Raw genomic sequence first — 26973 nt, 5'->3', positions numbered from 1 at the left:
TTTATCAAGTTATTTGGTTACTACTTTTAGCGGAATCAATTTTACAGGACCTAATAAACCGGAAGGTGTAGGCTCCCACACAGTCGCGTCAAAAGGTTTGTAATCTTTGTTTACCATATTAATTTCGTGAAAAATTTTCCATTCTTCACCACGTAGTTCTTTAGCTCGAAGTCTGTTTGCCGCAAGATTTGTCACCTTTATTTTTAAAGTATGTTTTCCTGCATCCAGTTTACCTAAATCTAAGTTATAGGGCACAGACCAGGCTGTACCTATATACCTGTCATCTAACCAAACCGCAGCACTCTCCCTCACATCACCTAAATCTAATCGCCAACTATCTGCTTTTATATCTGGTGTATTAAACATTGTTGTGTACGTAGCAGTTCCTGAAAAATTAGTAGCATCCTCACTTACGGTCGTCCAGGATTTTAATTGTTTTAATTCCGTAGTTTGTGGCAAAACAGGACCACCTTTATCAAATTTAATTTCCCAAGAATTTGTTAACTCCACACCTGTATTAATAGCCTCAGAGTACACCCAATCATTTTTAATTGCTGAGGTATTTGTTTTAAGAATTAATGCATCGCCAGATGCGATTTGCACTTTAACGGTAGATATACCATTTGCTTTTATAGTACGTGCTGCGCCTGCTTTGCGAGTGAGTGGATCTAAGATCATCACATTATCGACTTCTCCTGCAAGCGGAATATATTGATCTATCATATTAGCTGTATGATTTACCAAGTAGTAAATTTTGCTTCCATCAACATCACGTCGTATGAATTTTAGACCTGTATTCACTAATGTTTCAGGATACACTGAAGCTGCTTGCAGGCCTGTATCTAGGTCTGCTTCTGTAAGAGAATTGCTTTCAATAAGCGTCTTTAACTCCTTGGCTTTTTCTTGATAGTTAAAAAATCCAGGAACACTTTCAGGCATTCCTCTAAAGATTATAGAAGCACCTTGATTTTTTAATTCTATTAATTTTTTTAGCGTTGCTAAAGGCATAAAATCGGTGTCGGGCACTACTAGTGATTTATAGGTTCCTCCAGGTAAAACAAGCTTCCCTTTTTGTACTTCTATTTGCTCTAAAAAATTATCTGAAAGAAAATCTACGCCGTATCCTTTTTGCATTAACTCCTGTGTGGTTTCATAAAAAGGAGTACCTAGCAACCACTCATCGAGTGAATGAATTTTAAACTCAAAAAACAATTTACCCTTTTGAAATTTATTCCACTCATCGTGTATAGGCCAATATAATAAGATTTCATTATCTGGTTTACCTTCCTGTAAAACCGATTGGACATTTGTCAAATAGGAAAACATCGCCGGTACATCCTCCCAAATCGTATTTTTTGGACTAAAATTAACCGAAGCATAAAATTTCCACCCCGGCCATCCGGCTCGATCTGGCGAATATGTTGATCCATGCAAGAAGATATGATTAACACCATTAAGCAATAACTCTTCAGCTTCAGGTTTTGTCTGTGATAGCGCTGTTTTAAAATGTTCCCGCAACCAAGTGAATGTCTCAGAGGAAATCAAAGGTTTGCCTGCAATATGCCCTGCTGAAGATGAAAATTTAAGCATTACGGGGTCTGCATCACCTGATCGAATGTTTTCTGCTTCACGTCTAAATCCCTTAATATCATAGGGCATAGAGCCAAAAGTCTCACATTCCGGAATATCTGCTGAAGCGTATAAATCGATAAGATTACCTGGTGAACCATGTGCTTGCAACTTAGTTTTAAATCCACCCTTATTAGCCCATTGCGTCCAGGGTTCATCAAATTGTGTAAGTAACAATTCAGAGATAGTATACTTATAATCTGCCTTTACTCGATTGCCAAGTTCTTCATCCTCTTCACTTAATAAAAGGTTGATGTACTGTTTAAGATCGTAGCCTCTATTTTGTTTGAAAAATGAAAAGAATTTAGGAGTAAAGTCTGTGCCATATACCTCATAACTATCATTAAAAATAGCACGTAGATTCCCATTTAGTTGGGCAAACGCCGAATCATAAGGTTTTACATACGCTTCAAAAGCATCTGTAGAATAATGATCTAATGTATAGCCTGCACCACCAGGAGCTGAGCGTTTTACCTGCTGCCCAGTTTTACCTGTAAATAGTGCATAAACGTTATAATTTGAATCCTGTGGTGTCCAATTTAATACTCCAGATTTAGTCTGAGCTGTCAAGTCTTTAAAACCTCCCTTAGAATCATAGGCTAAAACGGCTGTAAGTGTTGCAGGTTGCTTTTCTGTCGCTTCTGGTATTAATTCTTGATTGAAAAATTCTCCTTTTTTAATTCTATAATTACGTACCACCAGCTTAGTGGCTGCATATTCCCGAGAGACTTGCGGTCCGCCGTACGGCCAACCAGTTCCTAAAACCATATCAACTCCCAGTCCTAAACTGTCTGCAGTTTTAATGGTATAATCTAGCATATCCAACCATTTAGGCGAAAGATGGTCTATAAAATTCTGTTCCTCACCTTTAACACCATATATAGGAGTAATTTCTACACCTCCCAAACCTGCCTTTTGAAAGGCTATAAGATGTTTTAGAAGATTGGGTTTGTCTACAGCACTTCCCATCCACCACCATCGCGTCCACGGTTTTGTGGTGTTTTTAGTATCGGGCCAGATGCTAGCATTTGTTTTTGATAATTCAGGTGCTTTACAACTTAGTACTAATATAAATGCTAAAAAGGAAATACACTTCGAGTAGTTATTCATGACACTTAACTTGATATCTAAAAATATTCTTGAACTACATCTTTATGTAGTTATGCTAAAAATATGTTTATTATTGAATCCCCCTGTCCTGTGCCGTCCTGTTAGGGTTCACTACAATAATGAAATTTAAAATTAACAAAACACAGGATAGTACAGCCCGGTAAGTACAGGATAGCACAACTTAAATCTTTAACTACTTTTAACATAAATTCAAAACTTAAGCTTATCTCAACAAATTAGAATCAAATATGAAACAAACGCAAAAACGCCTATTACTAATTTTTAGCCTTTTGTTGCTCGCAACTCCGTTATGGGCTCAAAATAAAAATGTTTCGGGCACAGTAACAGATTCCCAAGGAATGCCTCTACCCGGTGTAAATGTTTTAATTAAAGAAACATCCTCTGGTACGCAAACAGATTTTGATGGAAATTATAATATTTCGGTAAGTGAAGGGCAGACATTACTTTTTTCTTTTGTAGGAATGAAATCGATTTCGCTAATAGTTGGCTCCTCTTCTACTTATCCTATTATATTGGAAGAGGATAGTTCTGTATTGGATGAAGTTGTTGTCGTAGGTTATGGTACGCAAAAAAAATCTGATATTACAGGAGCTATATCTCAGGTATCATCTGAAGAATTAAATGATTTTCCAGTACAAAACACATTGCAAGGTATACAAGGTAAAGCTGCGGGTGTAAATATCTCATCTAATGCAAGACCTGGTGAAATAGGATCAATACGTATACGTGGGGAACGTTCTATAAGTGGAAATAGTAGTCCATTATATGTAGTAGATGGAGTTCCTTTACAATCTGGAGGTTTGGAAGCTTTTAACCCTAACGATATTGAATCTGTTGAAATTCTGAAGGACGCCTCTGCCACAGCGATATATGGATCCCGTGGTGCCAATGGTGTGGTTTTAGTTACTACAAAAAGCGGTAAAGATGGAAGGTTTCAGCTAAACTACAGTACAAATGTTACTGTTGAAAATATACGCAATCTTGCAGATTATTGGAATGCTGGTGACTATGCTGAATACAGAAGAGATGCACTACGAGGGGCAGGTTTATATCAAGGAAAGGGGTATGCAGATCCTACCTTAGATACGCAGTATTTTGGAGGAGATGAGACTGCTCTAAATAATATTTTAGATGGTTACTCTTGGGTTGACCGAGATGCTCGTATTGTACAAATGCGACCTACTACTGCAGAGGAGCAAGCTCAATTTGGAGTGAGTGAAATTCCTGTTTATGATGGCTCACAAATACCTACTGCAAACTGGACAGATTTTGCAGAACAAACTGGGATTCTTCAACAACATAACATAAGCGGAAGCATGGGTTCTGAAAAAATGAAGGCCTATATTTCTGCAGGATATCTGGATCAGCAAGGTACTGTTCCTGGTCAAGAATATACTCGTTATAGTGCTTTAATGAATTTAGAATTATCACCAGTTGATTGGTTTACAATTGGAGGAACCATAAACACCAGTTATTCTGTTCAAGATTATGGTTATTCTGCTGGTGGCTCTAGAGGTTCAAGGACTTTATACGAAGCTTCACTAGGACAATTACCATACGCCCAGCCTTATGATGAGAATGGTGAATATATTTTTAATCCAGGCGGTAATCCCAATATAATTAACCCTATTCGAGATATTGGCGAAGTGATGAATGAACGTAAGACAGCACGGATGTTTGGAAGTTTTTTTGCTGAATTAAAGATTGCGGATGGATTAAAATTCAAAACTATTTTTGGCCCAGATATACGTAATTTTAGAAATGGGCAATTTCAAAGTGCCGCATCTAGTTTACGTGGTGGTGGTAGCTCTTCTTCTACAAATTATGCACGTTATTCAACTAGTGAGAGCGTATCGTGGACCCTCGAGAATTTACTTTACTATGATAAAAACTTTAATGATGTACATAATTTAGGAATTACATTACTACAGAGTTCTTCACGAGTAACTGGAGAAAGTAATGATATGACCGCCTCAGATCTGCCGTATGACAGTCAACTGTGGTATAACTTAGGTTCTACTAATAGAGGAGCTCTTGATGGATGGGGATCAAGCTATACTAAGAGAACACTTACCTCATACATGGCTCGCTTTAATTATGGTCTTTTAGACAAATATCTACTTACGGTAACAGGTAGAGCAGATGCCGCTTCAGTTCTAAGTGAAAATAATAAATGGGATTTCTTTCCATCGTTAGCATTAGGGTGGAAAATGGAAGAAGAAGATTTCATGAAAGATATAGACTGGATCAATCAGTTTAAATTAAGATTGGGCTACGGAGAGGTAGGAAATCAAGCAGTAGACCCCTACTCGACTTCTGGAGGTTTAGTTAGGTTGCCTTATATATTTGGTTCTATAGCTGCTCCAGGTTATGTCGTAGGAGATCCTAAGGGTTCTGATCAAGGAAGTTTACCTAATAAAAATTTGGGTTGGGAACATACTAAACAAATTAACTTAGGCTTAGATTTTGGATTTATAAACCGAAGAATAACAGGATCTATTGAATATTATGTAGCAGATACAGATGATATTCTTTTGAGAAAAACCCCTAACTCTGTTACTGGATATGGCTCTATTACAGTTAATGCAGGAAAAACCAAAAATACTGGATTTGAATTTGCACTTTCTACAGTAAATATTGAAAGTCCTGATTTTAGATGGACTTCAGATTTAACCTTTACTTCAAATCGTACCGAAATTGTATCCTTGGTAGATGGCAGTACTGATGATGATATTAATAACGGTTATTTTATAGGTGAGCCAGTAGGAGCTATTTATGATTTTAAAAAAATAGGTATATGGCAAATTACAGATGCTGATGAAATTGCTAGATATAATGCGAATGGTGCCGATTATGAGCCAGGAGATATACGGGTTGAGGATGTAAATAATGATGGAATTATAGATCCTACAAATGATCGTCAAATAATTGGGAATGGTAATCCAGAATGGATAGGAGGACTTATTAACACGTTTAGTTATAAAAATTGGGATTTGTCTGCCTTTTTATATTCAGAATGGGGTGCTACAATAAGAGGAGGGGCAGTAGATCTACAAGGTCAATATGTACATAGAGCCGTTGACTACTGGACACCGAATAATCCAACAAATGAATATCCCCGTCCTAATTACAATAATGGCGGGCAACCATTATATTATAGTGCTATGAATTACCAGGATGGTTCTTTCATAAAACTAAGATATGTATCTCTTGGTTATAATTTTGATAGAGAATCGTTAGAAAAAGTAGGTTTATCTAATTTGAAAGTTTACGCTCAGGCAATCAATCCTTGGTTATATTCTAAAGCAGATTTCTTAGACCCTGACAGTAGTTTTCAAAATGGTGGGTCAAACAACAGTGCTTCCTCAATTACAACAAATAGTTTCGTGCTAGGTCTTAACGTTACATTTTAAAAAAAAAAATAGAATGAAAAATTTATATAAAACACTAACATTTTGCGCACTTGCAGCTTTACCTCTGAGTTACAGCTCTTGTAGTGATGATTTTATTCAAGAAGAACTCGTCGCAGTCTTAACCCAAGAACGCTATAATAGTCCAGAAGGTATAGAAGAGCTGGTTAATGGTGCTTATGAGGGTCTACGCTTTCATTTTAATTATGAGTGGTCCTATGTTCTTACAAATTATGGAACAGACACCTTTACAAATGGTGGAGGAACTAATCACATTAAATGGAATCAATACAGTAGTGAATTAGACGCTACAGAATCAGACAATCTTGCTCCTTATTGGAACAATATGTATGCACAGATAAATCTTGCAAACATTGGAATTTCTAAAATACCTGAAGTACTGGCAGATAGCCCATCTTTAAAAGATACACGTATGGGCGAGCTTTACTTCTTTAGAGGATTCAATTATTATAATTTAGTAACTCAATTTGGAGATGTGCCTATTTCGACAGAACCTATAACTACAGATCGTGCAGACTTTCCTAGACAACCTAAAGCTGATGTTTTTAATCTATTAATTGACGATTTAACAAAGGCTGTAGAAATGCTACCCACTGAAGAAACTCAGGAAGGACGTCTTACAAAAGCTGCTGCACGTCACTTTTTAGCAAAAGCTTATCTTACAAGAGCTAGTGAACTCAATGCTGAAATTACTCAGCCTAATGATTTGCAAATGGCGGCTACAATAGCCGATCAAGTAATTAGTGAACGTAGTCTTGCAACTAATTACTATGATATCTTTAATTATACAGCAGTAAATGGTCCTAACGAGCAATTATCTGAAATTCTATTAGCTGCGCAATTTGATAATACACAGGCTCTTCTAGGGCGATATGGAAATCAAACTCATTTATATTTTCTATCAGTTTATCGCTTTTTTCCAGGTATGACACGTAATTTGGCAGATGGACGGGAGTTTCAACGCTTAAAGCCTACAGAATACGGCCTTGACAATTTTGACCGCGTAAATGACTCCAGATTTTACAAGAGTTTTCAAACGTCTTATATCGCTCAGAATACAAACTCAGTACCTAGATGGACAGCAGCAACTGCACCAAGTCCAGATTTAATTGGAGAATTAAAATTTAATGTAGGTGATACTGCAGCCATTTATGTTGTGAATGAGCCTGGTGACACACGTTTTACACCAGATTATAAAGCGACCTTAGCTCCTCTTGTTGTCGCTAGATATGCGGTAGATGCGAATGGTAATCAAACTACAGATTATAATATAAGTACCTACCCATCACTGCTTAAATATGCAGATCCTTTTAGAACCAATTTTAACGATGCAAAAGGAACACGTGACGGAATTATAGCACGTCTGGGAGAAACCTATTTAATAGCAGCAGAAGCTTATGGTAGAATGGGACAATACGGTACAGCCCTTGGATATATCAATGATTTACGAGAGCGTGCAGCCTATAAAGCCGGGGAAGATCGAGGTTATGTTTATTATCTTACTGAAACTGAAGTTGATTTTGATACTCAAACCAGTACCTCAGAGGCTATGCAAGCTACCGAGGCTTATTTTACACCCGGTACACCTGAAGCTAATTCTCAATTATACCCTACAGGTGCTGGATCTAAAGCAGACTTATTTGTAGAATTTATACTCAATGAGCGAGCACGTGAATTGATGGGTGAATTTTACAGATGGGTAGATTTAACTAGAACCGAGCGTTTAATAAGCAGAGCTAAAGCATTTAATCCTGATGCAGCGGCAAATGTGAGTGAAAAGTTCTTGCTACGTCCTGTACCACAATCATACCTTGATGCTCTCAAAATTGACGGCGCATCGTTATCTCCTAATGAAAAACAAGCTATGCAAAACCCAGGATTCTAATAATCGATGGTCCTGATTAACTTAGAGAATAGTCAAACACTATATATGGTGTTTGACTATTTGTGTTTATACTTTCAACATAAATATTATGCGCTTATCTAATTTTATTCTTAATTTCTTGCTTACAGCATCGCTAACAGCTCAAACTACATTGGGCGATTTTCAATCTATTGAGAGTCGGGATAGCAAACACATACAAATGAAAACGGCTGAGGGTTATTTACGCATTGAAATTTGCACTCCTGATATGGTAAGATTTAGAACCTCTTGGAATGGCAATTTTGAACCTAACGAATCTTATATGGTTACAAAATACGATTGGGAAGAAATTAATTGGGATCTAAAGGAATCAACAGATGTATTAGAGTTAAACACATCGCACCTTACTATTGAGGTGACTAAAAACCCTGTTCAGATTACCATTAAAGATCAATCCGGAAAAGTACTTTCCAAAGATGTTAATTTCGGAAACTATATCACAAATAAACAGGTGGGTACTCAAAAAGAACTTTTTGCTGACGAGCACTTTTTTGGATTTGGAGAACGTATGGATTTTTTGGACCGAAGAGGGAAAATAACAAATCTTTCTGTGGGTCGTGGAGAAGGACTACCACATATAGTAGGAGCATACAATGTACTTGAGGCAAACTACAGCCCTGTTCCATTTTTTATGAGCACTAGAGGTTATGGAATATTTTTTCATACCTCATTTGAAACGTCCTGGGATATGGGACATACCGCTAATGATGTATACCGTTTTGAAGCAAAAGGTGGAGAACTGGACTATTACTTTATCTACGGACCCGATTTCCCTTCTATATTAAATCACTATACTTCCTTGACCGGTAAATCTCCATTACTTCCTAAATCTGCGTTAGGTTTGCACGTTGGTACTTATAGTGGCGGAACTTGGGGTTACGAAGAAATGACTTCAGACCAATATCCTATTAAACTTGTAAAAAAATTTAGAGCTTTAAACATTCCTATAGACATTTTACATCTCGATTCTACATGGCGTATTTTCGGTAAAAATGGTGGTAGTGGTGCTACTACATTTGAATGGAGAGAAACATTTGAAAATCCGGAAGCGATGTTTGATAGTCTATATGCACAAGACTTAAGTATGGTAGGCGTACATGTAAGACCTCGTTTTGATAATGGTAATAAGCTGGATCTACTCGATAAAGCACGTTTGGCAGGTTTTGTATACCCTGAGCCTAATAATTCTGGAGAATTTGTGAATTTTTTTAATGAAGAAGCTGTTAACTGGTGGTGGGAGAATGGTGCTAAACGACTTGCAGATGCTGGAGCTATGTTTTTTAAGACGGACGAAGGAAGTGCTTTTGGAAGGAAAGCCAATGAAAGTGATAAAACTGGTCCGCAGGGAGAAGAAATCAAACGACTTCATAATTTGTTTCCGCTGGCTTATGCAAAAGCTCCCTATGAGAAATTTGAAAACTATAATAATCAGCGTGGTATGAATCATACGCGTGAAGGATACGCAGGTATACAACGCTATCCCTTTATTTTTGCTGGGGATTGGCCTAGTGAGTGGCAATATTTTGAGCCCGTAATTAAAGCAGGTCTAAATATTGGCTTATCTGGAGTGAGTAACTGGGCGCATTGTATGGGTGGTTTTGAACATGTGGCAGACCCCGAATTGTATATTAGATGGACGCAATTTGGATTACTAAGTCCTATTGCCCATCTTTTTGGTATGGAGCACCCCAATTATAAAGAACCATGGAATTATGGAGAAGAAGCTCTAGCAATATTTAAAAAATATGATGAGTTACGCTATAGACTGAATCCCTATTTATATAGCGCAATGTATCAGAATCATATTAATGGCTCGCCCCTAATGCGCGCGTTAGTGCTCGATTACCAGAATGATAATAATGTTTATACAATAACAGATCAATATTTACTTGGTAACGACCTTATGGTATGCCCAGTTACTACAAAAGGTGCACAAACTAGAGTAGTTTATTTCCCTGAGGGTAATTGGATAAATTTCTGGACTAAAGAAAAATATGAAGGAAAGCAGTATGTAAATATTCTGTGTCCATTAGATGAAATGCCAATATTTATAAAAGAAGGTGCAATCATTGCTACTCAACCTCTAGAACAAACTTTAGGAGTTAAAACACCAACAACTATTAACCTTGACATTTATGCAAATGCGAATGGTAAGTTCGCTCTATACGATGATGATGGCAAATCATTAAAGTATCAACAAGAGAATTTTTCATTGACAACATTTTCTTTGTCTACCAATTCGAATTCAGTGGTATTAGCAATAACATCTGAAAGAAATAACTATAAGTTGAAAAACAGAAAATATAATATTAAAATTCATTCATTAAAAGAACCAAAATCCATAATCATTGATGGTAAACCTACAGATAACTTTACATTTAAAAATGAAGTTTTAAACCTGTTATTTTTTCCCAATAAAAAAGACAGCTCAATTGTAATCAATAATTGAAAGCACTCTGCAGAAAATGTTAAAGTAACTTAAATAGAAATAGGATTTGTAATTTAACTTATAATATATATTACTTTTAGGCCCCCTAAAACTTAAGGAATTGATACCCAAAGATATTCTACGCGTTCAGAAATTGGCAGACTTAGATCTGGATTACGATGCATTGCGCAATGAATTTGGTCCGCTTAGTACCTTAGCGGCAAAAGTTGCAGGCACCGAACTTTCTGAGGTTAATTTAATCGATAACTATACGCAGTGGACGGTTGCAAGTTCGTGTAACGAATTATCTCAAATGAATCGTGAGGATTCTATTTGCAATATCACCATTCAAGAAGATACCGACTTTAAATCCCGAGTTGATCTAGATCCTCGTTTCAATCAGTCATCATTTGTCACTAAAGAGGGATACAAATTCTATTATGGTATTCCGCTTAAACTTAAAGATAATATCGCTGTAGGAACACTTTGTGTGGGTAGTAAACATATCGAAGACCTGTCTGAAGCACAGATTCAGCAGCTACATATAATTGCTAAGCAAATTGTAAAACAACTCGAACTAAAATACGAATTACAAAAGGCGAAGCAATTAACTTATGATGAAAAACTTATTAAACTAAGACTCGCTCATGATATTAGGAGTCCGTTGAGCGGTATATCTCAACTTGTCGAACTCATAGATTATGAGAATATAACAAAAACTGAGATCAAAGAAATTGTCGATTCTATTTCATCAGCTGCTGCAGGTATTCTCCAATTAACCAGCGATATTTTAAAAGACGACAATTTTGATTCTACCCATGTTGACGAAGCGACCTTTACATTAGAATCTTTAGGTAAAAAATTAACTGATTTATATACACCACAGGCAAAATCAAAAGGAATTTCTCTTTCAATAAATGCAGAGTCTAATCCTTTAAAGTTTCCTAAGCGAAACTTATTACCTCTAGTTGGCAATTTAATTGCAAATGCGATAAAGTTTACTCAATTAAAAGAACAGGTTGAAGTAGCTCTTACGATAACAAACTCAGAACAAAGAAAAATTCTTTCTATAACTGTAGCAGATTCAGGAATTGGAATGACACAATCACAGGTTAATTCTATTTTAAATACCCAATCTGTACATAAAAACGGCACCTCCGGCGAATTAGGTTACGGAATGGGACTATTGTTTGTAAAAGAACTAGTAGCAAACTTAGAAGGAATAATGTCGATTGAAAGTGAGAAAAATATTGGAACAAAAATTCAAATTCAGATTCCTATTGTTGATTAGGACCTAAATTTGAAAAAATAAAAAGCCCTTAGAATTTCATTCTAAGGGCTTTTTATTAATAAGGTATTGAGAATTATTTAGAAGCTATTCTTAAAGCGCTCCCATAAACTAGGTTGTGTTTGTCCATATGCATAACCGTATTTATTACCATAACCGAAATTTGCATTTTTCACATCATTGATAACAAAACTCACATCGTGCAATTTACCTTCATTTGTCGAATCTACCGCAAATTGTAACAAACGTTTCTCGGTATAACCTGCGCGCGTAACATATAAAATTAGATCTGCGTGCTTGCTAATTAAGAATGTGTCGGTAACGAGCATTGACGGTGCAGTATCTACAATAACATAATCAAATTTCGCCTGAAGCTCTTTTAACATCGTTCCAAACTTACTCTGTCTTAATAATTCAGATGGATTAGGAGGAATACTACCGGATAAGAATAATTTGAGATTATCATGAAATTTAGAGTCGTGTACCAGATCGTTAAGATCGTGATCATTATTAACTAAATAGTCACTTACGCCTAACAGACTCTTAGAACCCGTATCATAACGCTGTAATTGCGGATTACGCAAATCTGCCCCAATTAATACGACCTTTTTACCGGTATTAGCTATTGTTAAAGCTAAGTTAATTGAGGTAAATGTTTTCCCCTCCCCTTTTACTGTTGAAGTGGTATAAATACAATATCCTCTATCATCATTTTTTGCATTAACTAATAAGTATTGCAAATTGGTTGTAAGTATTCTAAAAGATTCTGCTAAAACCGAACGGTCATTTTCTACAATAAGATCAGATTCTCCTTTTGCGATACGGGGTAACTCTCCTACAATTGGTATTGATTTCGTCACTTTTTCAATATCCTCCCTACGCTCAATTTTATTATTAAGTAGGCGTTTAAAATATATAAAACCAAAAGGTAGAAGTAATCCACTTAAAAGAGCTCCCAATAATATACTTCCAGAATTAGGAGAAACTATACCTCCGCCATAAGCGCTATCCACAACCTTAGCTTTAGGAGGAGCAATAGCTAAGGACAATACACTCTCTTCTCGCTTTTGTAATAAAAATAAATAAAGGGCTTCTTTAATATTTTGTTGCCTTTCAATAGCTCTGAATTCGCGCTCTTGGTTTGGCACCGAAAATATTCGAGATTCAACCTTGCCTGCCTGAGTATAGAGGTTTTTTAAATTAACTTTGAGACCATTGATGGAATTTTTTAAATTTGAACTTATTTCACGTTTTAAAATTTCTAAATTGGCATTCAAATCTCTAACTACAGGGTTTTCATTTGTTGAGGATCTTAATAAACGATTACGTTCAAGAAGGGTTTGATTGAAGTTGAGGATTGCTGAATTAATATTGCTTTCTGCGATTCCTATGTTAGCAGGAATTGTAGATTCTAAATTCCCATTATCGACGTACTCCAATAGCATTTCCGCTAATTCAAGTTGGATTCTATAATTTTCAATCTCTTGTTTAAATTGATTTGCATTGTTTGTAAGAATTTGAGATTCTGATTGAATATCAATAAGTTTATTATCTTCTTTAAATACTTCTATATCGCTTTCTACGTCATCTAAATCTTTTGATAAAAGCACAATACGTTCTTCTATGAAGTTTTTTGTATTGTTAGCAATTAAATTCTTATCAGCTATAACATCTGCATTAAATTCTACAACTAACTGATCCAATATATTCTGTGCTTTTAGCAGCACAGGATCCTTCATGCTCATTTCAATAATTGAAGATTTTTCAAGAGTCACAATTCCCAACCTTCCCCTATAACTATTCGCAACGCTTTCAGAGTCATTAAAAGTTACTAAAACAGAACTGTTATCTGTCAAACTAACATCTGGATTTTTCGTTATAACAAAGCTTCCAAAACTATAATTAATTAATTTATCTAAACCTGTCTTAACTATTATTTTACCTGATAAATCCTGAAGTATAATGTTATCACTTTTTGGCACTTTAGATATCCTAAAAGAGCGTTTGTCTTTAGAAGTAGACCTTAACTCCTCTTCATCAATTTCAATTGTCTTTATTAAAAAAGGAGTGTTTTTATACAGTTCAATATCCTTCAAACTTCCTTCACCATAATATGTAATATTTATTCGAAGAGATTCTACTACGTTTTGCATTAAACGCCTGGATTTTAAAATCCCTATTTCATTTGCTATTCCAGTGCTTCCAAGATTGCCTAGAAAACCCAATTCACTGAATGCTGAAGCCTCCGAAGATTGTTGTGTATCTTTTATTAAGACAGTACTTGTAGTTTGATAAATAGCTGTTGCATATCTCAAATAAATTTTTGCAATAATTATAAATAAAAGACATGTAATTATAAACCAAGGCCAGTATCTTAAATATTTTGCGATTTCCTCTCTTAAATCTAAAGAATTATCATTTATGGAATGAATATCGTTTTGTTGTTTTCCATTCATAATTTAACGCGTGAAAATTAGTGCAAGTGAAATGATAACTGAGGTCAATCCTAAATAGGTTGATATTGTTGATAGATAGCCTCCTTTTTGAATTGAAGCCGTATTAGGTTCAACATAAACAATATCGTTTTGTTGCAAATAATAAAAGGGAGAACTAAACAACGAATTATCACGAATATCTAAATAATTATAAGTCAACTTATTATTCTCTTCTCTTATAATTAGTATATTATCTCTTCTAGCTGATATTTTTAAATCCCCAGCTTGGCTAAGTGCATTTGGTAAACTAATAAAATCCTCTTCTACAATTATTGTTTTTGGGCTAGATACTTCACCCATAATAGTAACTTTGAAGTTTTGAATTCTTACTTGAACAATAGGATCTTTTAAAAATTCTGTCAAATCGGCACTTAATTTTTTAGATAAACTCTCCTGGGATAGTCCTACCACATAAACGTCTCCCAAATAAGGGAATTTTATTGTACCCTCATCAGAAACTTGGTAAGTCTCCTTGTTTGATGAATTGCCACCACCTCCAGAATTGTTTACCCTTGTAGATAAATTGAAAGGTGTTGCTGTTTCTTGCAATGGCGCAAATACAGTAATAGTTAGAATATCATCAGGTTGTATTTTAACATTATCTTGGGGTAATTGTAAGTCTGACGGAAGATTCTCTAAGTTAAAAAAGGGTATAACCTGTTTCCGTGTAACGCAGGATGTCGCAAAAAAAATGCAACAAATTGAAAACGTAGAAAGTCTGAAAAAACGTGATAAATTCATTTAAATATTATTTTTGCAAATATAGGATTTAATAAAAAATAAGAATCATTTATGCAAAGAGTTATTAATAGGCTTTTTCTTCACCTTGAATTGCATTTATAACAGTCTTAATAACAATTTTTATATCAAGACGTAAAGACCATTTCTCTACATAAAAAATATCTAAACGTGTGCGATTTACAATATCGGACTGTTCAATAATTTCACCACGATATCCTTTTATTTGTGCAAGACCTGTAATTCCAGGTTTTACAAAATGTCGCACTAAATATTTATCTACAGAGCTTTGATACATTTCTGTGTGTAATTCCATATGAGGTCTGGGACCTACCACACTCATATCGCCCAATAATACATTAAAAAACTGAGGCAACTCATCAATACTTGTACGACGTAAAATACGCCCGAGTTTCGTAACGCGTTTATCGTTTTTAGAAATCATGGTTTTATGTGCATCTGGCGTTGTTGTCATGGATCTGAATTTATAACACCAGAATGTTTTTCGCTCTACACCATGTCTTTTTTGCTTAAAATATAGTGGCTCGTTAGAGTCAAAGCGTTGTAAAATAAAAATAAACGGACTCAACCACGATAGTATTCCCACAATAACTAAAAGTGAAAATGCTATATCAAATATGCGTTTTGTGACATGTGCCCATAAGGTGTCTAAGGGTAATTCACGCATATTTAATACGGGTACAGATCTATACATTTCAATTGTCATTGCTCGGGTAAAAACCTCCTTATTATCTGGAATAATTTTTAATTTTTTCATGTTATTATCTGCAAAAGCCATCAAATTCAAGAGTTCTGCCTGTGATAATCTAGATACTGTGCAAAAAATCTGATCAACATTATTATTTAATATGAATTGAAAACATTCTTCTATTTTTCCAAGATAAGTTGGACTTTGTGAGTATTGATTATCAAAATATCCTTTGTAGCGATAGCCTAAATCTTCTTCATCAAAAACACTTCGTATTTTTTTTAGATTACGATCCCTACCAATTACAACAACGTTAACTTGATTACCTCCCATTTCTCGATAACTGGAACGTGCCCAAAAGAAAGAAATTCGATAAACTAAAAAACAGATGTAAATTACTCCTAATGTAAAAAATAGACTACTCGATGCAGTAATATCTGCTCTTTTAAATCCAAACCAAGCAAAGTAAGCCAACCCAAAAACAACTAATAATTGCAGAAAACTGTGAAACTTATCCCAAAAACGTTCTTTACGTGATGTAGGATAAAAGTTGAGCCAATAGGTACTTAATAACCATGAGGTATTAAAATAAATTATAGCCCAAATATTCAAAAATGTGTCAGGTATAAAAATACTTAAAACCCCATTTATAAGGACTAAATGGATAAAAATGGATATCGGAATAGTATATTTTGAAAAACGCAAATTGAGCTATTTATTAAATTTATTCGTTTGTAGGCGGGGTATTATATACTGCGGGATTTTACGGGCTATTTTAAACACTAACGTACATAGTCCCCACAACCTATACCTGAGAATGATGTCCAGATCTTCTGTAGATTTCTTTTTCTGAAGTGCCGCAGTGGTGCTTTTTCCGCCCAAACGCATCTTGACCAACCATCGGTCAAGAAAATAAAATTTAATATCGGGATTTTTAAACCAGCGTAAGCTCATCTCGTAATCGCCGGCAATACGGTAACCTTCTTCATACATACCGTATTTCCTAAATACAGCGGAAGTGGCGTACATAGTTGTATGTAAAGGTACCCAGCCAAAATTCAATAATGATTTTCTAAACGCAGTACCCCTATACACCCGCTTAATGTGTGTAGGATCGTCGCGATCTACAAACATCCCATTACCGTAAAGTACATCGGTCTTAGTGCTTTCAAAAGCGGCCACTACTTCGCTTAGTGTAGAAGGACTATAGTAAAAATCATCAGAATGTAAAATACCAATGATATCTCCCTTAGAGGCGCGTATTCCTTTATTCAAGGCGTTATACAAACCGGTATCGGGTTCAGAAATATAATAGCCTAGGTTATCCTTATAATTCTCTATAATTTGCTGTGTCCCATCAGTAGAACCTCCGTCAATAACTATATGTTCTATATACGGGTAATCTTGACTTTGAACAGCCTTCAGGCAAGATTCAACAGTGGTTTTATTATTAAATACTATAGTGATTACAGAAATTTTTAGCATTGCCTATCTTAAAAGTGTATTGAAGTACGTTATAGTTTTGGACAAACCGGTTTTTAAATCTGTTTGAGCCTTCCAACCATTTAAATGCGCATAAGCTAGAGAAACATTAGGTTGTCTTTGTTTAGGATCATCCTCGGGTAAGGGCATATATCGTATTTGAGACGTAGAACCCGTTAAGCTCAATATGGTTTCCGCTAGTTCAAGCATTGTAAATTCCTCAGCATTGCCCAGATTAACAGGATTCGTAACGTCTGACCCCGTATTCATTAAGCGTATTAAACCTTCAATAAGATCATCAACATATTGAAACGACCGGGTTTGCATCCCATCCCCAAAAATAGTAATGTCTTGTCCCTTTAACGCCTGTACAATAAAATTGGACACCACACGCCCATCCTGAGGATTCATATGTGGACCATAGGTATTAAAAATACGCGCGATTTTAATAGCTACCTTGTTTTGACGGTGATAATCTACAAACAAGGTTTCTGCACAGCGTTTCCCCTCATCATAACACGCCCGCGGACCTATAGGATTTACATTCCCCCAATAACTTTCTGGTTGCGGGTGCACTATAGGATCTCCATAGACTTCAGAGGTACTAGCCTGCAGAATTTTTGATTTAATACGCTTGGCTAGTCCAAGCATGTTTATCGCTCCCATAACAGAGGTCTTCATCGTTTTAATGGGATTGTACTGGTAATGCACTGGGCTCGCAGGACACGCTAGATTATAAATCTCATCTACCTCGGCATAATAAGGTTCGGTGACATCATGCCGTACAAGTTCAAAATACGGATTGGCAAGCAGATGAATGATATTTGATTTACTCCCAGTAAAATAATTATCTAAACAAATAACTTCATTCCCTTCTTTTAAAAGACGATTACATAAATGCGACCCTATAAATCCTGCACCACCTGTGACTAAAATTCGCTTCATTAAATTTTATTTATTCGTTGACGTATAGCTTGAGCAGGATTACCTTGATATATCATATACTCCTCCATATCATTTGTCGCTATAGAGCCCACTGCTAGAACACAATGACTTTTACAACGTACCCCGGGACATACCGTACTTTGAGCACCTATCCAGACACCGTCTTCTAAATAAATAGGCCCGTTCATATAATCAAAGCTTACAGATTTATAATCATGGTTTCCGGTAAGTAAAAGGGCTCCCTGAGAGATACACACATGATTTCCGATAGAAACCCGGTCTAAATTATCAATCCAAACCTGCTCGCCTATCCATACATGATCGCCTAGGATTAACTTCCATGGAAACTTAATATTTACATTGGTTTTAATAACTAGACCTGCTCCCACCTGGGCTCCAAAAGCTTTTAGTAAATATACTTTTAAGGACACCAAAGGGAAAAAAGAACTTTTAAAAACAAGCCCGTTCACCAACATCCAGCATAAAATTTTAAACACCCCCGCTTCTTTGGAAAAAGTGGAATTGTCAAATCGGGATAAATCTACACGCATAATAAATTGATTTTCACCTGCTAGTTAAAAATAGATTCTTTTATTTTTTTTGCAAAATTCAGGTTGGTAAAATAGGTTTCATAAGCACATCTAGCATTCCGTTTCATATGCTTTTTTTCGTCCGGGCCCAGGGCAATCCACCGATCCAGCATTTCAGAAACTCCCTTAAGTTTGTCGGTACATATCAATCCCGCCTTCATTGACTCGATTTCCTTCCAGATATTTACCTGATCGCTTATCAGCACCGGTACGGAACATGCAAGAGCTTCTGCTACCGCTATTCCAAAATTCTCTTGATGACTGGGCAAAACAAAGGCCTCACACTGTTCAAAAAAGGCCCACTTTACGGCACCGGTTACCATCCCTGTAAAATGTATATGAGAAGATCCCTGCGCTAAGGCTAAAAGTTTTTTGCCATACAGACTATCCATACCTGGCCCCGCCACCACAAGATCAGGTATATTAGAATATTCAAGCCTCTTTTCAATATAAGCTTCAAGCAGTAAATCGACTCCCTTCTTGGGATCGATTCGGCTTAAAAACAAAAAATAAGGAGTTTCCTGCAATCGGGGAAATGCGGCTTTAAAGACATTAAGTTCCGTTTCCTTGACGGGCGGTGGCTCGTTGATTCCATACCCCACATTCAATTCTTTTTGAGGACAATATGCTCCAAAAGTAGTTCGTGCTAAAAGCAGTTCCTGTTCACAGGTAAATAGCAATCCGTCTACCCCATGAATCACCCGCTTTTCTAAAATGTGCCAAAAGATACGATTTCGTAAAGCCTTTAACCGGCGTTCCGGGGCTTTTTGAAAATAGGGATCCAACATCCCGTGCGGCATTACATAAAGTTGGGGATATACGGTATGGTTTTTTTTATACTGCTTCCATACCCGGTACGTTCCATAACTTGTGTACTGCCACAAGCCATGGATAATTACGGCATCAAAACGCTCAAAATGCTGCTGCAACCAGCCTTCAAATCCGGAGCAATACGAATAGGGACCCTTTGCAGGTCCTATCGCGTGAATTTTAAAAGTATCGGTTCCTAAATACAAAGAATCAGGTGCATCAAAACAAACCACCTCGTTCGCAATTCCTAAGTCCTCTAAAGGGGGTATACTATTGCGGATCCCTTGGCAAGGACCGCCATAAGAGGGATCCATAGTCACTATTACACGTAGTATTTTCATTGTCTAGTGTTTGGAATTTGATTGATAGATTTGAAATACTTTATTGTAAATAGCTTCTAGCTCCTGAAGCGCAAAATCGGTATCAAAACGCTTGGCGTTTAACAGCCCTTTAGATACAAAATCCGCCCGATCTGCTTCAGACCACCCAAGCACCTCTTGAAGAGCTGCCACTCCGGATTCTAAAAATACCTCCATGTTCATTGAAGACTTTCGGGGAATATATAAAGCGGCGTCTCCTCCCACCTCATTCATAGGGGGTTTACCGGTCGTAATTACTGGACAACCGCTCGCCTGTGCTTCTGCAATAGGCCATCCAAAACCTTCTTCTAATGAAGGATAAATCATAACTAAGGCTCCCTGATACAAAGTACGTACGAGTTCATCAGAAAGACCGCTGAAAAAATAGACCGTTGAATTACCAGACATTTGATTTTTCATTAACAGCAGATCTTCTGTTGGAGAAGATCCCACCATAACTAAAGGAACCAAATTTCCCGTTTTCATTCTATAGGCAGATACGATTTCCAAAACACCCAAACGATTTTTATAAAATTGATTTCCGCCTACATGAAGCAGATAGCCGGAGGACAGGTCGATATTAAGGTGTTTGGATAGCATTTCCCGAACTTTATAAGGCTCATCAGGATTAAAGGGTTGATTTAAACCATTATACACCACTTCAGACAGAAGGGGTTTTTCGGTTAAAAACTGATGCAAATCCTGTTGGCTTTTTTTAGAAATGGATATAAAATATTTTCCTTGTTGATATCCCCTGCGTATAAATTCTTGATACCATCTTCCAGTTTTTCCGGTTTTATTTTCTGCGAGTTCACCTAATGCCGAGCGCTGAGCCAGAAAATCGTGACAATGAATCACGTGGGGTTTGTTTTTAACTAAAGGAACCCACGGTCCTAAGGCTTGATCAGCAAAAACATAAAGGGTGTTGGCTTCAGATTTTTTTAGTTTAAACAAAACAGGAAAAACCAGATATTGATCCATATACCCTAACCACTTTTTAAAAGAACCTGGAAGCGGAAGTTTGAAAAAAAAAGGAGTGGCTGTTACTTTCTTAACTTCATAACCCCGAGCACGCATTCCTTCAGAAAGCATCCGGGCGTAACGCGGCATACTGCTGGAATTTAAAAAATCAGGATGCGTTAATAATAGTATTCTCAATTAGTAATTTTTAGCGATGCCAGTAAAAGTCCACCTCCCAAAATGGCAAAACCAAGTGATGTAGGTTGTCCCCACTGTCCTAATATGATAATTTGAGCCACAAATGAGAGAAGCAACCAACTCATTAAATTATTCGATTTAGTCGCTTTCCAAGAAGAAAGTCCCATTTTAAACACAACTAAAATGCGCATAAAAATAACAACCATTCCCAAAATATAACCCCGTTCACCTATAAGCCGGCCCCATTCACCCTCTGAAATTAAAAATCCTTTAGTTCCGGATATTAATTTAGCTCCTGCATTGGTTCCCATTCCCAACCCTTGGCCAACCCAGGAAACAGACGGATTAGTTATGTTTGAAAGTAAACCTCCAAAAATACGGTCTATTAAGGTCCCTTGAATAACATCTCCTTCTGAAGCAGATGCTGCTTGAAATCTAGTTTGTAAAACATCTACTAAATTTGAAAAAAAATTAAGATTAAGTAAGAGTACAAATCCGAAAAATCCGAAAAATACAATCCCAGCAATCCCTCCTATAATTTTTTTGTTTGTTGCCGATACAGCAACTAAAAAAAGGAAAGTTAAAACAGTTTGAAAAAAAACACTTCTACTAATACTTAAGGGTATTGCTAATATATATGCAAGAGTTGCAAGTATAAGAATAAATTTATTGACGCTTGTTTTATTGACCAACCAAAAATATAGAATAAATGGCAGCACTAGCCCGTAAAAATGAGTAAGACCATTCGTAAAAGAAAACATTCCGGGCACCCGTTTATAGCCTCCAGCCCCACTAAAACCGGAACCTTCCAAATCCCCTCCAATCCCTCGGTTTATCCATGCGGACTGTGGGCTGTAAAATTGCCAGGCCACAAGTACGGTCATAGCTATTGTAATATAGAGTAAGCATTTCCCAATTTTTAGAACATCATCTGCACTGAGAAAATGCCCTATAATAAAAATTAAGGGAAAATGGAGCAGCATAATACGACATCCGTAGAGCGCAACAACTAAATTACCATGTCCTACAATAAGCGTTAGACATAAAGAAATAGCGGTTAATATATAGGCCGTATTTATCCACTCATTAAAACGATACAACCCGCTATAAGTACTTTTATAAATTAAATAAATGGCTACCGGATCCCGAACGATAAGAAGCGGTTGGGCAAGTCCTGGTAAAACCCACTTACGTAACCCCCCCTCGATAATTAACAATATAAAATAGACCCAGATAGCCCATTTAATTTGCTTTAGATTTTTATTCCTCGAATTAGACAATTCTTGATTTATCAAAGTGAACGGGATATTAAATCAGTTACTAATGCACTAACTTTCTGAGAATACTGCGAATTTGGGTTTTCTTGTGCAGTTTCAAAAGCCAATATTCCCGCGTCCTCGATAAGTTCTGGATTTTTAAGGATGTGCTGTAATTTGGTTTCTAAAGATTTTGAATCCCCGGCCTTTACCAGCCAGCCATTCTCACCATCCCGGATATAATCGGCCCCACACGTATGTGAGGTGGTAATCACGGGAGTACCCTGTGCCATCGCTTCCGCAATAACCAGCCCATAGCCTTCAAACAAAGAAGGGAATACAAAAATATCGGCGTCTCGCATTTCGGTTAAAATTTCAGGATGAGAACAGGAAGAAATCCACTCGACTTTTTTTAAAGAGTTGTTGAGTACCTCGCAGTCTTCAATAGGCTTTCGCCCGATGACTTTCAAGCTTACCTGATCTTTTAGCAATTCACACACCTCAAAAAGTTGTGCGATACCTTTACGCTGTGATAAACCGCCCACAAATAGAAGTTTTAGTTTCCGTAACGAAGTATCACTATAGGTTTTAATTGGAATTCCTTCCGGAAACCCATACGGAATAACATGTACAGGTGCAAGTCTATTAGGATAGGTCTCAAGTGTTTTTTTGGTAAAACTGCTAGCTACAATAATATGATCCGCATGGTGAAGCTCGGCATCTTTCCGTGCTAATTTTTGTTTAGAATCTTTCAATCCGGTTAGTGTTTGTGACCATTCCGGATATAGAATACGATCCCGTTCCAATATTTCGTGCATAGCCCTCCAATAACCAATTGGTAAATCATACAGGCATACGATTCCTAATTTAGACGCCGTGGAAAAGGTATGAAAAGCACCATCTTCATAAGCATAAACCGCGTCAATTTGAGGATTCTTAGCAAGAGACAGACTTACCTTTTTGTCAAGATCATGATACATGGCATCCACACTAAAAATACCGGTCTCATGAGTTACAAGAGACGATAGTCCAAAACGGGAAGCCACAAGTCTCCCCAACTGCTTTAATGGATAATTTTTGGTCAGAGCTTGAAGATTTTCAGTATAACGCCTTCTTTTAAATTCAGAAAGTCCCGGTAGTTTCTCAAAAAACCTCCAGACGCTATCTTTAAAATTTGCGATACTGGTATGGTAACTATGTAATATTCCGGCTTCTGAAAAACCGCTAAGAAGCGCACGGAGGTTAGCGTTACCGGTTGGATGACTAACTAATATCTTTTTCTTTTCTGGAACCACGTATTCAGTTTTTATACAGTTTTCTCGTAAACAGATGCATCTTAGCTATTAAACAGTACTACTAACGAAAAACTTTTTTTTCCACTGATGTAAAATTACAGGTGATGCATATTTTTCGTTATAAAGATGTATTTGATCTTCTTGTTGCGAAGTACCGGAAAGGATATCCTTAGAAAATTGAAGTACTTTATCTTTAAACTCCTGATAAGACAAATCAAAAGGGATAACCTGAGTTGTTAAAGGATTTAAAGCGATATCCGGTATCCCTCCACGATTGGTAGCCAGCCACGGAATACCGGCACTCATAACTTCCAGTAAACTTATAGGCAAGCCTTCTGGATGTGTGGATAACAGAATAAAAGCATCGAGTTGATTTAAAATAAACTTCAATTCTTCGTCACTGCTGAAGATGCCATGATAATTTACATTGTCAAAATTTTCGAAAAAAGAATCAGGATAGGAAGCACCTTCCCCCCATATGTTAAATTTAATATGTTTTAAATCTTCCTCTTCACTCAATTTACAAATCAAATCAATCCCTTTTTCAGGTATCAGCCGCCCATAATATCCAAATTCTAAATAACCGCCTTTAGATTCCGGTTTATGGGAAGAAGCACCTATATTTCTGGAGAAACAGGGTATGCTGTCTATTTCGCGATTTAGATTAGCTTTCATAGCGAAGGCGTTACGTTGCGAACAGGCTATAACGGTATTCGCTTGCAACATAGCTTTTCGATACGTGTTACTCCATGTATTTTGATCGGCTAAGTCTCCGGAAGTATGATGATGATGTACCCAATTTTTAAATCGGATCAATTTAGAAATCCACATAATACTACTCCCCTGCCCGTTGGTATATAGTCCGTCAAAAATGATCGATCTTAATTTATATCCGATTGTAAACAACCAGCTGATTTTTTTTATAGCACTTAAATTTCCTTGACTATTTACAAAAACATGTTCACATAAACCTTCTAAAACCAATGTATTTGAAGCACTAATTTGTGAATTTAATACGATAAAAGTAATTTGTATGTTATCACGCACACATTCTTTTATAAAATGCAACAGATGGCTTTCAATACCTCCCGTAGACATCATTTGAGTGGAATAAACAAGTAAACGGTTAGGCATAGTTTTATTTTAGACCGTAGATACGTTGAAGATCTTTTCTTTTAAGTCCTAATTTAAACATGAGAAGCATCATTCGATTGTATAATTTTGCTTTTCGCTCACTTTTCCTCTTTAAATTTTGAAAATAAGAGGTTTCACCAAACTGCACGCTGTTTTTCCTTAATTCTACAGATTTGGTAACAATATTTTTTAGAAAATGCTGGCGCTCTTGTAGCTTTACATAATCAACTTTAGGGCGTTTAAATGAACTCATCTTTAATATAGACTCATAAGAGACTGTTTCCATAAACTCGTTTACAGTTTCAAGTCTGGGATCATTAGGATTAGGATGAATTAAAACCACATTAGCACCCATTCCTAAACAGGGAAGCGTGCAGTGAATTTTCGTTGTAAATATAAGTTTCGCATCACAGTACCGTTCCAATAACCTTTCCATTTGATCTTTTCCCGCCTTTACATAGTCTTCAAAAGAACCCTCTGTCTGCTCAGGATCATGAGACACCCGTATCAGTTTTGAATTGGTAAGTTGCTCTAATTTTTCAACAACGGCATCAGGAACAGGATGGTCCACGTTATCTACCAAAAGAACCTCTCCGTTATTTGAATTATTAATTGCTTTTCTTGCACACGTGGTAGTGGTAAGGCAGCCCGAATAATATGCTGGTATTCCCCAACCTAAAAACAATTTAAGCGTTTTTTGATCTCTGCAACCAATAGGAGCATGTTCTTTAAAGTGATTTCTAATTCGTTCTATTCGCAGCATAGCAGAATCTGCAATATGAACTGATAAATAAAAGGGTATAATATTTTTTGGAGGAGGAAAACTTTCAAAATGATGCATATACCACCCATTACCAATCATAAAAGCAGGTTCAGTTTTTGGTAAAGAAGATAAATTCTCACGGTTAACAGCTTTTTTAGGTTCAGGCAAAAAGGGTTCCGCAACCATCCCCTGCAAGACGTCTCCTATATTATTACGAATTTCTCCTTCTACTATATAATAATTCATCTTTTAACTTTTTATCTTATTTAGCTTTAATATATCTTAACCTAGTAGTTTTTGATAAAACATGCTAGCAATTACTTCACTCATGGGATGCTTTTCAAATGCTTTAAATTTAAGATGGATATCTTTTGAATAATGCAACTGTTCATAAAAGTATTGATCAATTAAATCATTTTTATTGACTACGCGTTCACCTTTTAGTAGAATTGGAAGTCCGTGCTCTAACATTGCCATACTTGACCCGCTTTTCCCTAACATATCCCGGTCTGCTCTGGAAATTCCTAAATCAGAAAGCTGTAATAATTTTGATATTTCGTGTTCAGACGTTCTGCCAAAATCCACAATTTCAAAATTTTGAAATTGTGACCGTATTAACTCTAAAGATTGTTCTTTATAGACACCACCAGATCCTACACACAAAATCTTTACTTCTTTAATCTGATGTTTAGAAGATATATTACAGACAAAATTCAGTTGCCCTTCCAGCTCCACCAAATCACCTGTAAAATTCCCAAAATGGATTACTCTAAATACCTTATCTTTTTCCTTTAAATCCGGAACATTAATGAATCCTATATTACTAAACAGGGGCAATACCGATACAACATAATTTTGCAATAATTCTGCATAAAAAGTATTGGATGTTGTTGCGAGACTGGGTTTTAATACTTTAAACAAGTTAAAAACAAGAGCCTTTTGGATCTTTTTTATTAATGCTTTTTTAAAACTTAATGCATGATTTGTACCTACCCATAACTCATGAAACATAATATGCCATTGAAAGTTTCCATGCAGTTTCTTTAAATGATAGACCAGAGTAATAGGCATCCCTTTTTTATGAAATGAATAAGGTACAAACTGCAAACTTATCCAGCAGGGATTAAACTTCTTTACAATACCAGATAAATGCGCATATCGCAATTGTAAATTGAATTCTATAGGTACTCTCGAAACAGCCACCTCCCTTTTTTGAGAGTATTGGCACTCTTGAGTTAGAACGTCAACATCCTTATCATAGAGGGAAACAATATGAGTAGTACACCCAAATTTTTGTAGTTCTGCGGCTAAAATACGGGTATAATCGCCAACCCCGTCCTTTCCCGGTTCTAGAGAGCCACATATAAATAATACTGAGATATTCAAAATTGATGTACAGAAATAAACT

Annotated in this window: 18 protein-coding genes; 4 read left to right on the top strand and 14 right to left on the bottom strand. The window is 36.3% G+C overall.

What is annotated here, in order from left to right:
- Positions 1 to 9 precede the first annotated feature (9 nt).
- Complete coding sequence (locus ABVM53_RS10840) at positions 10 to 2739, bottom strand: glycosyl hydrolase (protein ID WP_405325960.1); 2730 nt, start codon at positions 2737 to 2739, stop codon at positions 10 to 12.
- A 248-nt stretch (positions 2740 to 2987) separates the two neighbouring features.
- On the opposite strand from ABVM53_RS10840, the gene ABVM53_RS10835 reads away from it, so the two are divergent.
- The 4 genes from ABVM53_RS10835 (at position 2988) to ABVM53_RS10820 (ending at position 11834) form a co-directional block, all read left to right on the top strand.
- Positions 2988 to 6173: a SusC/RagA family TonB-linked outer membrane protein gene (locus ABVM53_RS10835; protein ID WP_405325958.1), complete on the top strand. Its 3186-nt coding sequence runs from the start codon at positions 2988 to 2990 to the stop codon at positions 6171 to 6173.
- Between the two features lie 13 nt (positions 6174 to 6186).
- A complete protein-coding gene (locus tag ABVM53_RS10830; RefSeq protein ID WP_405325956.1) occupies positions 6187 to 8076 on the top strand; it encodes a RagB/SusD family nutrient uptake outer membrane protein in 1890 nt (629 codons plus the stop codon).
- A gap of 88 nt (positions 8077 to 8164) precedes the next feature.
- On the top strand, positions 8165 to 10564 hold the full coding sequence (locus ABVM53_RS10825; RefSeq protein ID WP_405325954.1) for a glycoside hydrolase family 31 protein: 2400 nt from the start codon (positions 8165 to 8167) through the stop codon (positions 10562 to 10564).
- 100 nt (positions 10565 to 10664) lie between these two features.
- On the top strand, positions 10665 to 11834 hold the full coding sequence (locus ABVM53_RS10820; RefSeq protein WP_405325952.1) for a GAF domain-containing sensor histidine kinase: 1170 nt from the start codon (positions 10665 to 10667) through the stop codon (positions 11832 to 11834).
- Between the two features lie 77 nt (positions 11835 to 11911).
- On the opposite strand, the gene ABVM53_RS10815 is transcribed toward ABVM53_RS10820, so the two are convergent.
- The 13 genes from ABVM53_RS10815 to ABVM53_RS10755 form a co-directional block, all read right to left on the bottom strand.
- The gene (locus tag ABVM53_RS10815; RefSeq protein ID WP_405325950.1) at positions 11912 to 14287 is read right to left on the bottom strand and encodes a GumC family protein; all 2376 of its coding nucleotides are present in this window, start codon (positions 14285 to 14287) and stop codon (positions 11912 to 11914) included.
- A gap of 3 nt (positions 14288 to 14290) precedes the next feature.
- On the bottom strand, positions 14291 to 15067 hold the full coding sequence (locus ABVM53_RS10810) for a polysaccharide biosynthesis/export family protein (protein ID WP_405325948.1): 777 nt from the start codon (positions 15065 to 15067) through the stop codon (positions 14291 to 14293).
- A gap of 64 nt (positions 15068 to 15131) precedes the next feature.
- Complete coding sequence (locus ABVM53_RS10805) at positions 15132 to 16478, bottom strand: exopolysaccharide biosynthesis polyprenyl glycosylphosphotransferase (protein ID WP_405325946.1); 1347 nt, start codon at positions 16476 to 16478, stop codon at positions 15132 to 15134.
- A gap of 6 nt (positions 16479 to 16484) precedes the next feature.
- On the bottom strand, positions 16485 to 17258 hold the full coding sequence (locus tag ABVM53_RS10800) for a glycosyltransferase family 2 protein (RefSeq protein ID WP_405325944.1): 774 nt from the start codon (positions 17256 to 17258) through the stop codon (positions 16485 to 16487).
- 3 nt (positions 17259 to 17261) lie between these two features.
- A complete protein-coding gene (locus tag ABVM53_RS10795; protein WP_405325942.1) occupies positions 17262 to 18200 on the bottom strand; it encodes a UDP-glucuronic acid decarboxylase family protein in 939 nt (312 codons plus the stop codon).
- Positions 18200 to 18751, bottom strand: coding sequence for a WcaF family extracellular polysaccharide biosynthesis acetyltransferase (locus ABVM53_RS10790; RefSeq protein WP_405325940.1), 552 nt, complete (start codon positions 18749 to 18751; stop codon positions 18200 to 18202). The genes ABVM53_RS10795 and ABVM53_RS10790 overlap by 1 nt, the downstream gene beginning before the upstream one ends.
- A 20-nt stretch (positions 18752 to 18771) precedes the next feature.
- Entirely contained in the window at positions 18772 to 19941 is a 1170-nt protein-coding gene (locus ABVM53_RS10785) for a glycosyltransferase (RefSeq protein ID WP_405325938.1), read from the bottom strand.
- Positions 19942 to 19944: 3 nt separating this feature from the next.
- Entirely contained in the window at positions 19945 to 21117 is a 1173-nt protein-coding gene (locus ABVM53_RS10780) for a glycosyltransferase (RefSeq protein WP_405325936.1), read from the bottom strand.
- On the bottom strand, positions 21114 to 22334 hold the full coding sequence (locus ABVM53_RS10775) for a hypothetical protein (RefSeq protein ID WP_405325934.1): 1221 nt from the start codon (positions 22332 to 22334) through the stop codon (positions 21114 to 21116). The genes ABVM53_RS10780 and ABVM53_RS10775 overlap by 4 nt, the downstream gene beginning before the upstream one ends.
- A gap of 74 nt (positions 22335 to 22408) precedes the next feature.
- Positions 22409 to 23419: a glycosyltransferase family 4 protein gene (locus tag ABVM53_RS10770; protein ID WP_405325933.1), complete on the bottom strand. Its 1011-nt coding sequence runs from the start codon at positions 23417 to 23419 to the stop codon at positions 22409 to 22411.
- Between the two features lie 297 nt (positions 23420 to 23716).
- Positions 23717 to 24802: a glycosyltransferase family 4 protein gene (locus ABVM53_RS10765; RefSeq protein ID WP_405325931.1), complete on the bottom strand. Its 1086-nt coding sequence runs from the start codon at positions 24800 to 24802 to the stop codon at positions 23717 to 23719.
- Positions 24803 to 24806: 4 nt separating this feature from the next.
- Positions 24807 to 25811, bottom strand: a complete 1005-nt coding sequence (locus ABVM53_RS10760; RefSeq protein WP_405325929.1) for a polysaccharide pyruvyl transferase family protein — start codon at positions 25809 to 25811, stop codon at positions 24807 to 24809.
- 36 nt (positions 25812 to 25847) lie between these two features.
- A complete protein-coding gene (locus tag ABVM53_RS10755; protein WP_405325927.1) occupies positions 25848 to 26951 on the bottom strand; it encodes a hypothetical protein in 1104 nt (367 codons plus the stop codon).
- Between the last annotated feature and the right edge of the window lie 22 nt (positions 26952 to 26973).

The sequence above is a fragment of the Leeuwenhoekiella sp. LLG6367-2.1 genome (assembly GCF_045055775.1).
GTDB lineage: Bacteria > Bacteroidota > Bacteroidia > Flavobacteriales > Flavobacteriaceae > Leeuwenhoekiella > Leeuwenhoekiella aequorea.
The sequence above is the reverse complement of the archived record's forward strand: the minus strand, read 5'-3'. Positions and strand labels throughout refer to the sequence as shown.

What these genes read in the sequence shown, in the direction of transcription:
- ABVM53_RS10760 (WP_405325929.1), bottom strand. Translation starts at nt 25,811, where the DNA reads ATGAATTATTATATAGTAGAAGGAGAAATTCGTAATAATATAGGAGAC.
- ABVM53_RS10830 (WP_405325956.1), top strand. Translation starts at nt 6,187, where the DNA reads ATGAAAAATTTATATAAAACACTAACATTTTGCGCACTTGCAGCTTTA.
- ABVM53_RS10840 (WP_405325960.1), bottom strand. Translation starts at nt 2,739, where the DNA reads ATGAATAACTACTCGAAGTGTATTTCCTTTTTAGCATTTATATTAGTA.
- ABVM53_RS10815 (WP_405325950.1), bottom strand. Translation starts at nt 14,287, where the DNA reads ATGAATGGAAAACAACAAAACGATATTCATTCCATAAATGATAATTCT.
- ABVM53_RS10810 (WP_405325948.1), bottom strand. Translation starts at nt 15,067, where the DNA reads ATGAATTTATCACGTTTTTTCAGACTTTCTACGTTTTCAATTTGTTGC.
- ABVM53_RS10800 (WP_405325944.1), bottom strand. Translation starts at nt 17,258, where the DNA reads ATGCTAAAAATTTCTGTAATCACTATAGTATTTAATAATAAAACCACT.
- ABVM53_RS10835 (WP_405325958.1), top strand. Translation starts at nt 2,988, where the DNA reads ATGAAACAAACGCAAAAACGCCTATTACTAATTTTTAGCCTTTTGTTG.
- ABVM53_RS10790 (WP_405325940.1), bottom strand. Translation starts at nt 18,751, where the DNA reads ATGCGTGTAGATTTATCCCGATTTGACAATTCCACTTTTTCCAAAGAA.
- ABVM53_RS10795 (WP_405325942.1), bottom strand. Translation starts at nt 18,200, where the DNA reads ATGAAGCGAATTTTAGTCACAGGTGGTGCAGGATTTATAGGGTCGCAT.
- ABVM53_RS10785 (WP_405325938.1), bottom strand. Translation starts at nt 19,941, where the DNA reads ATGAAAATACTACGTGTAATAGTGACTATGGATCCCTCTTATGGCGGT.
- ABVM53_RS10825 (WP_405325954.1), top strand. Translation starts at nt 8,165, where the DNA reads ATGCGCTTATCTAATTTTATTCTTAATTTCTTGCTTACAGCATCGCTA.
- ABVM53_RS10765 (WP_405325931.1), bottom strand. Translation starts at nt 24,802, where the DNA reads ATGCCTAACCGTTTACTTGTTTATTCCACTCAAATGATGTCTACGGGA.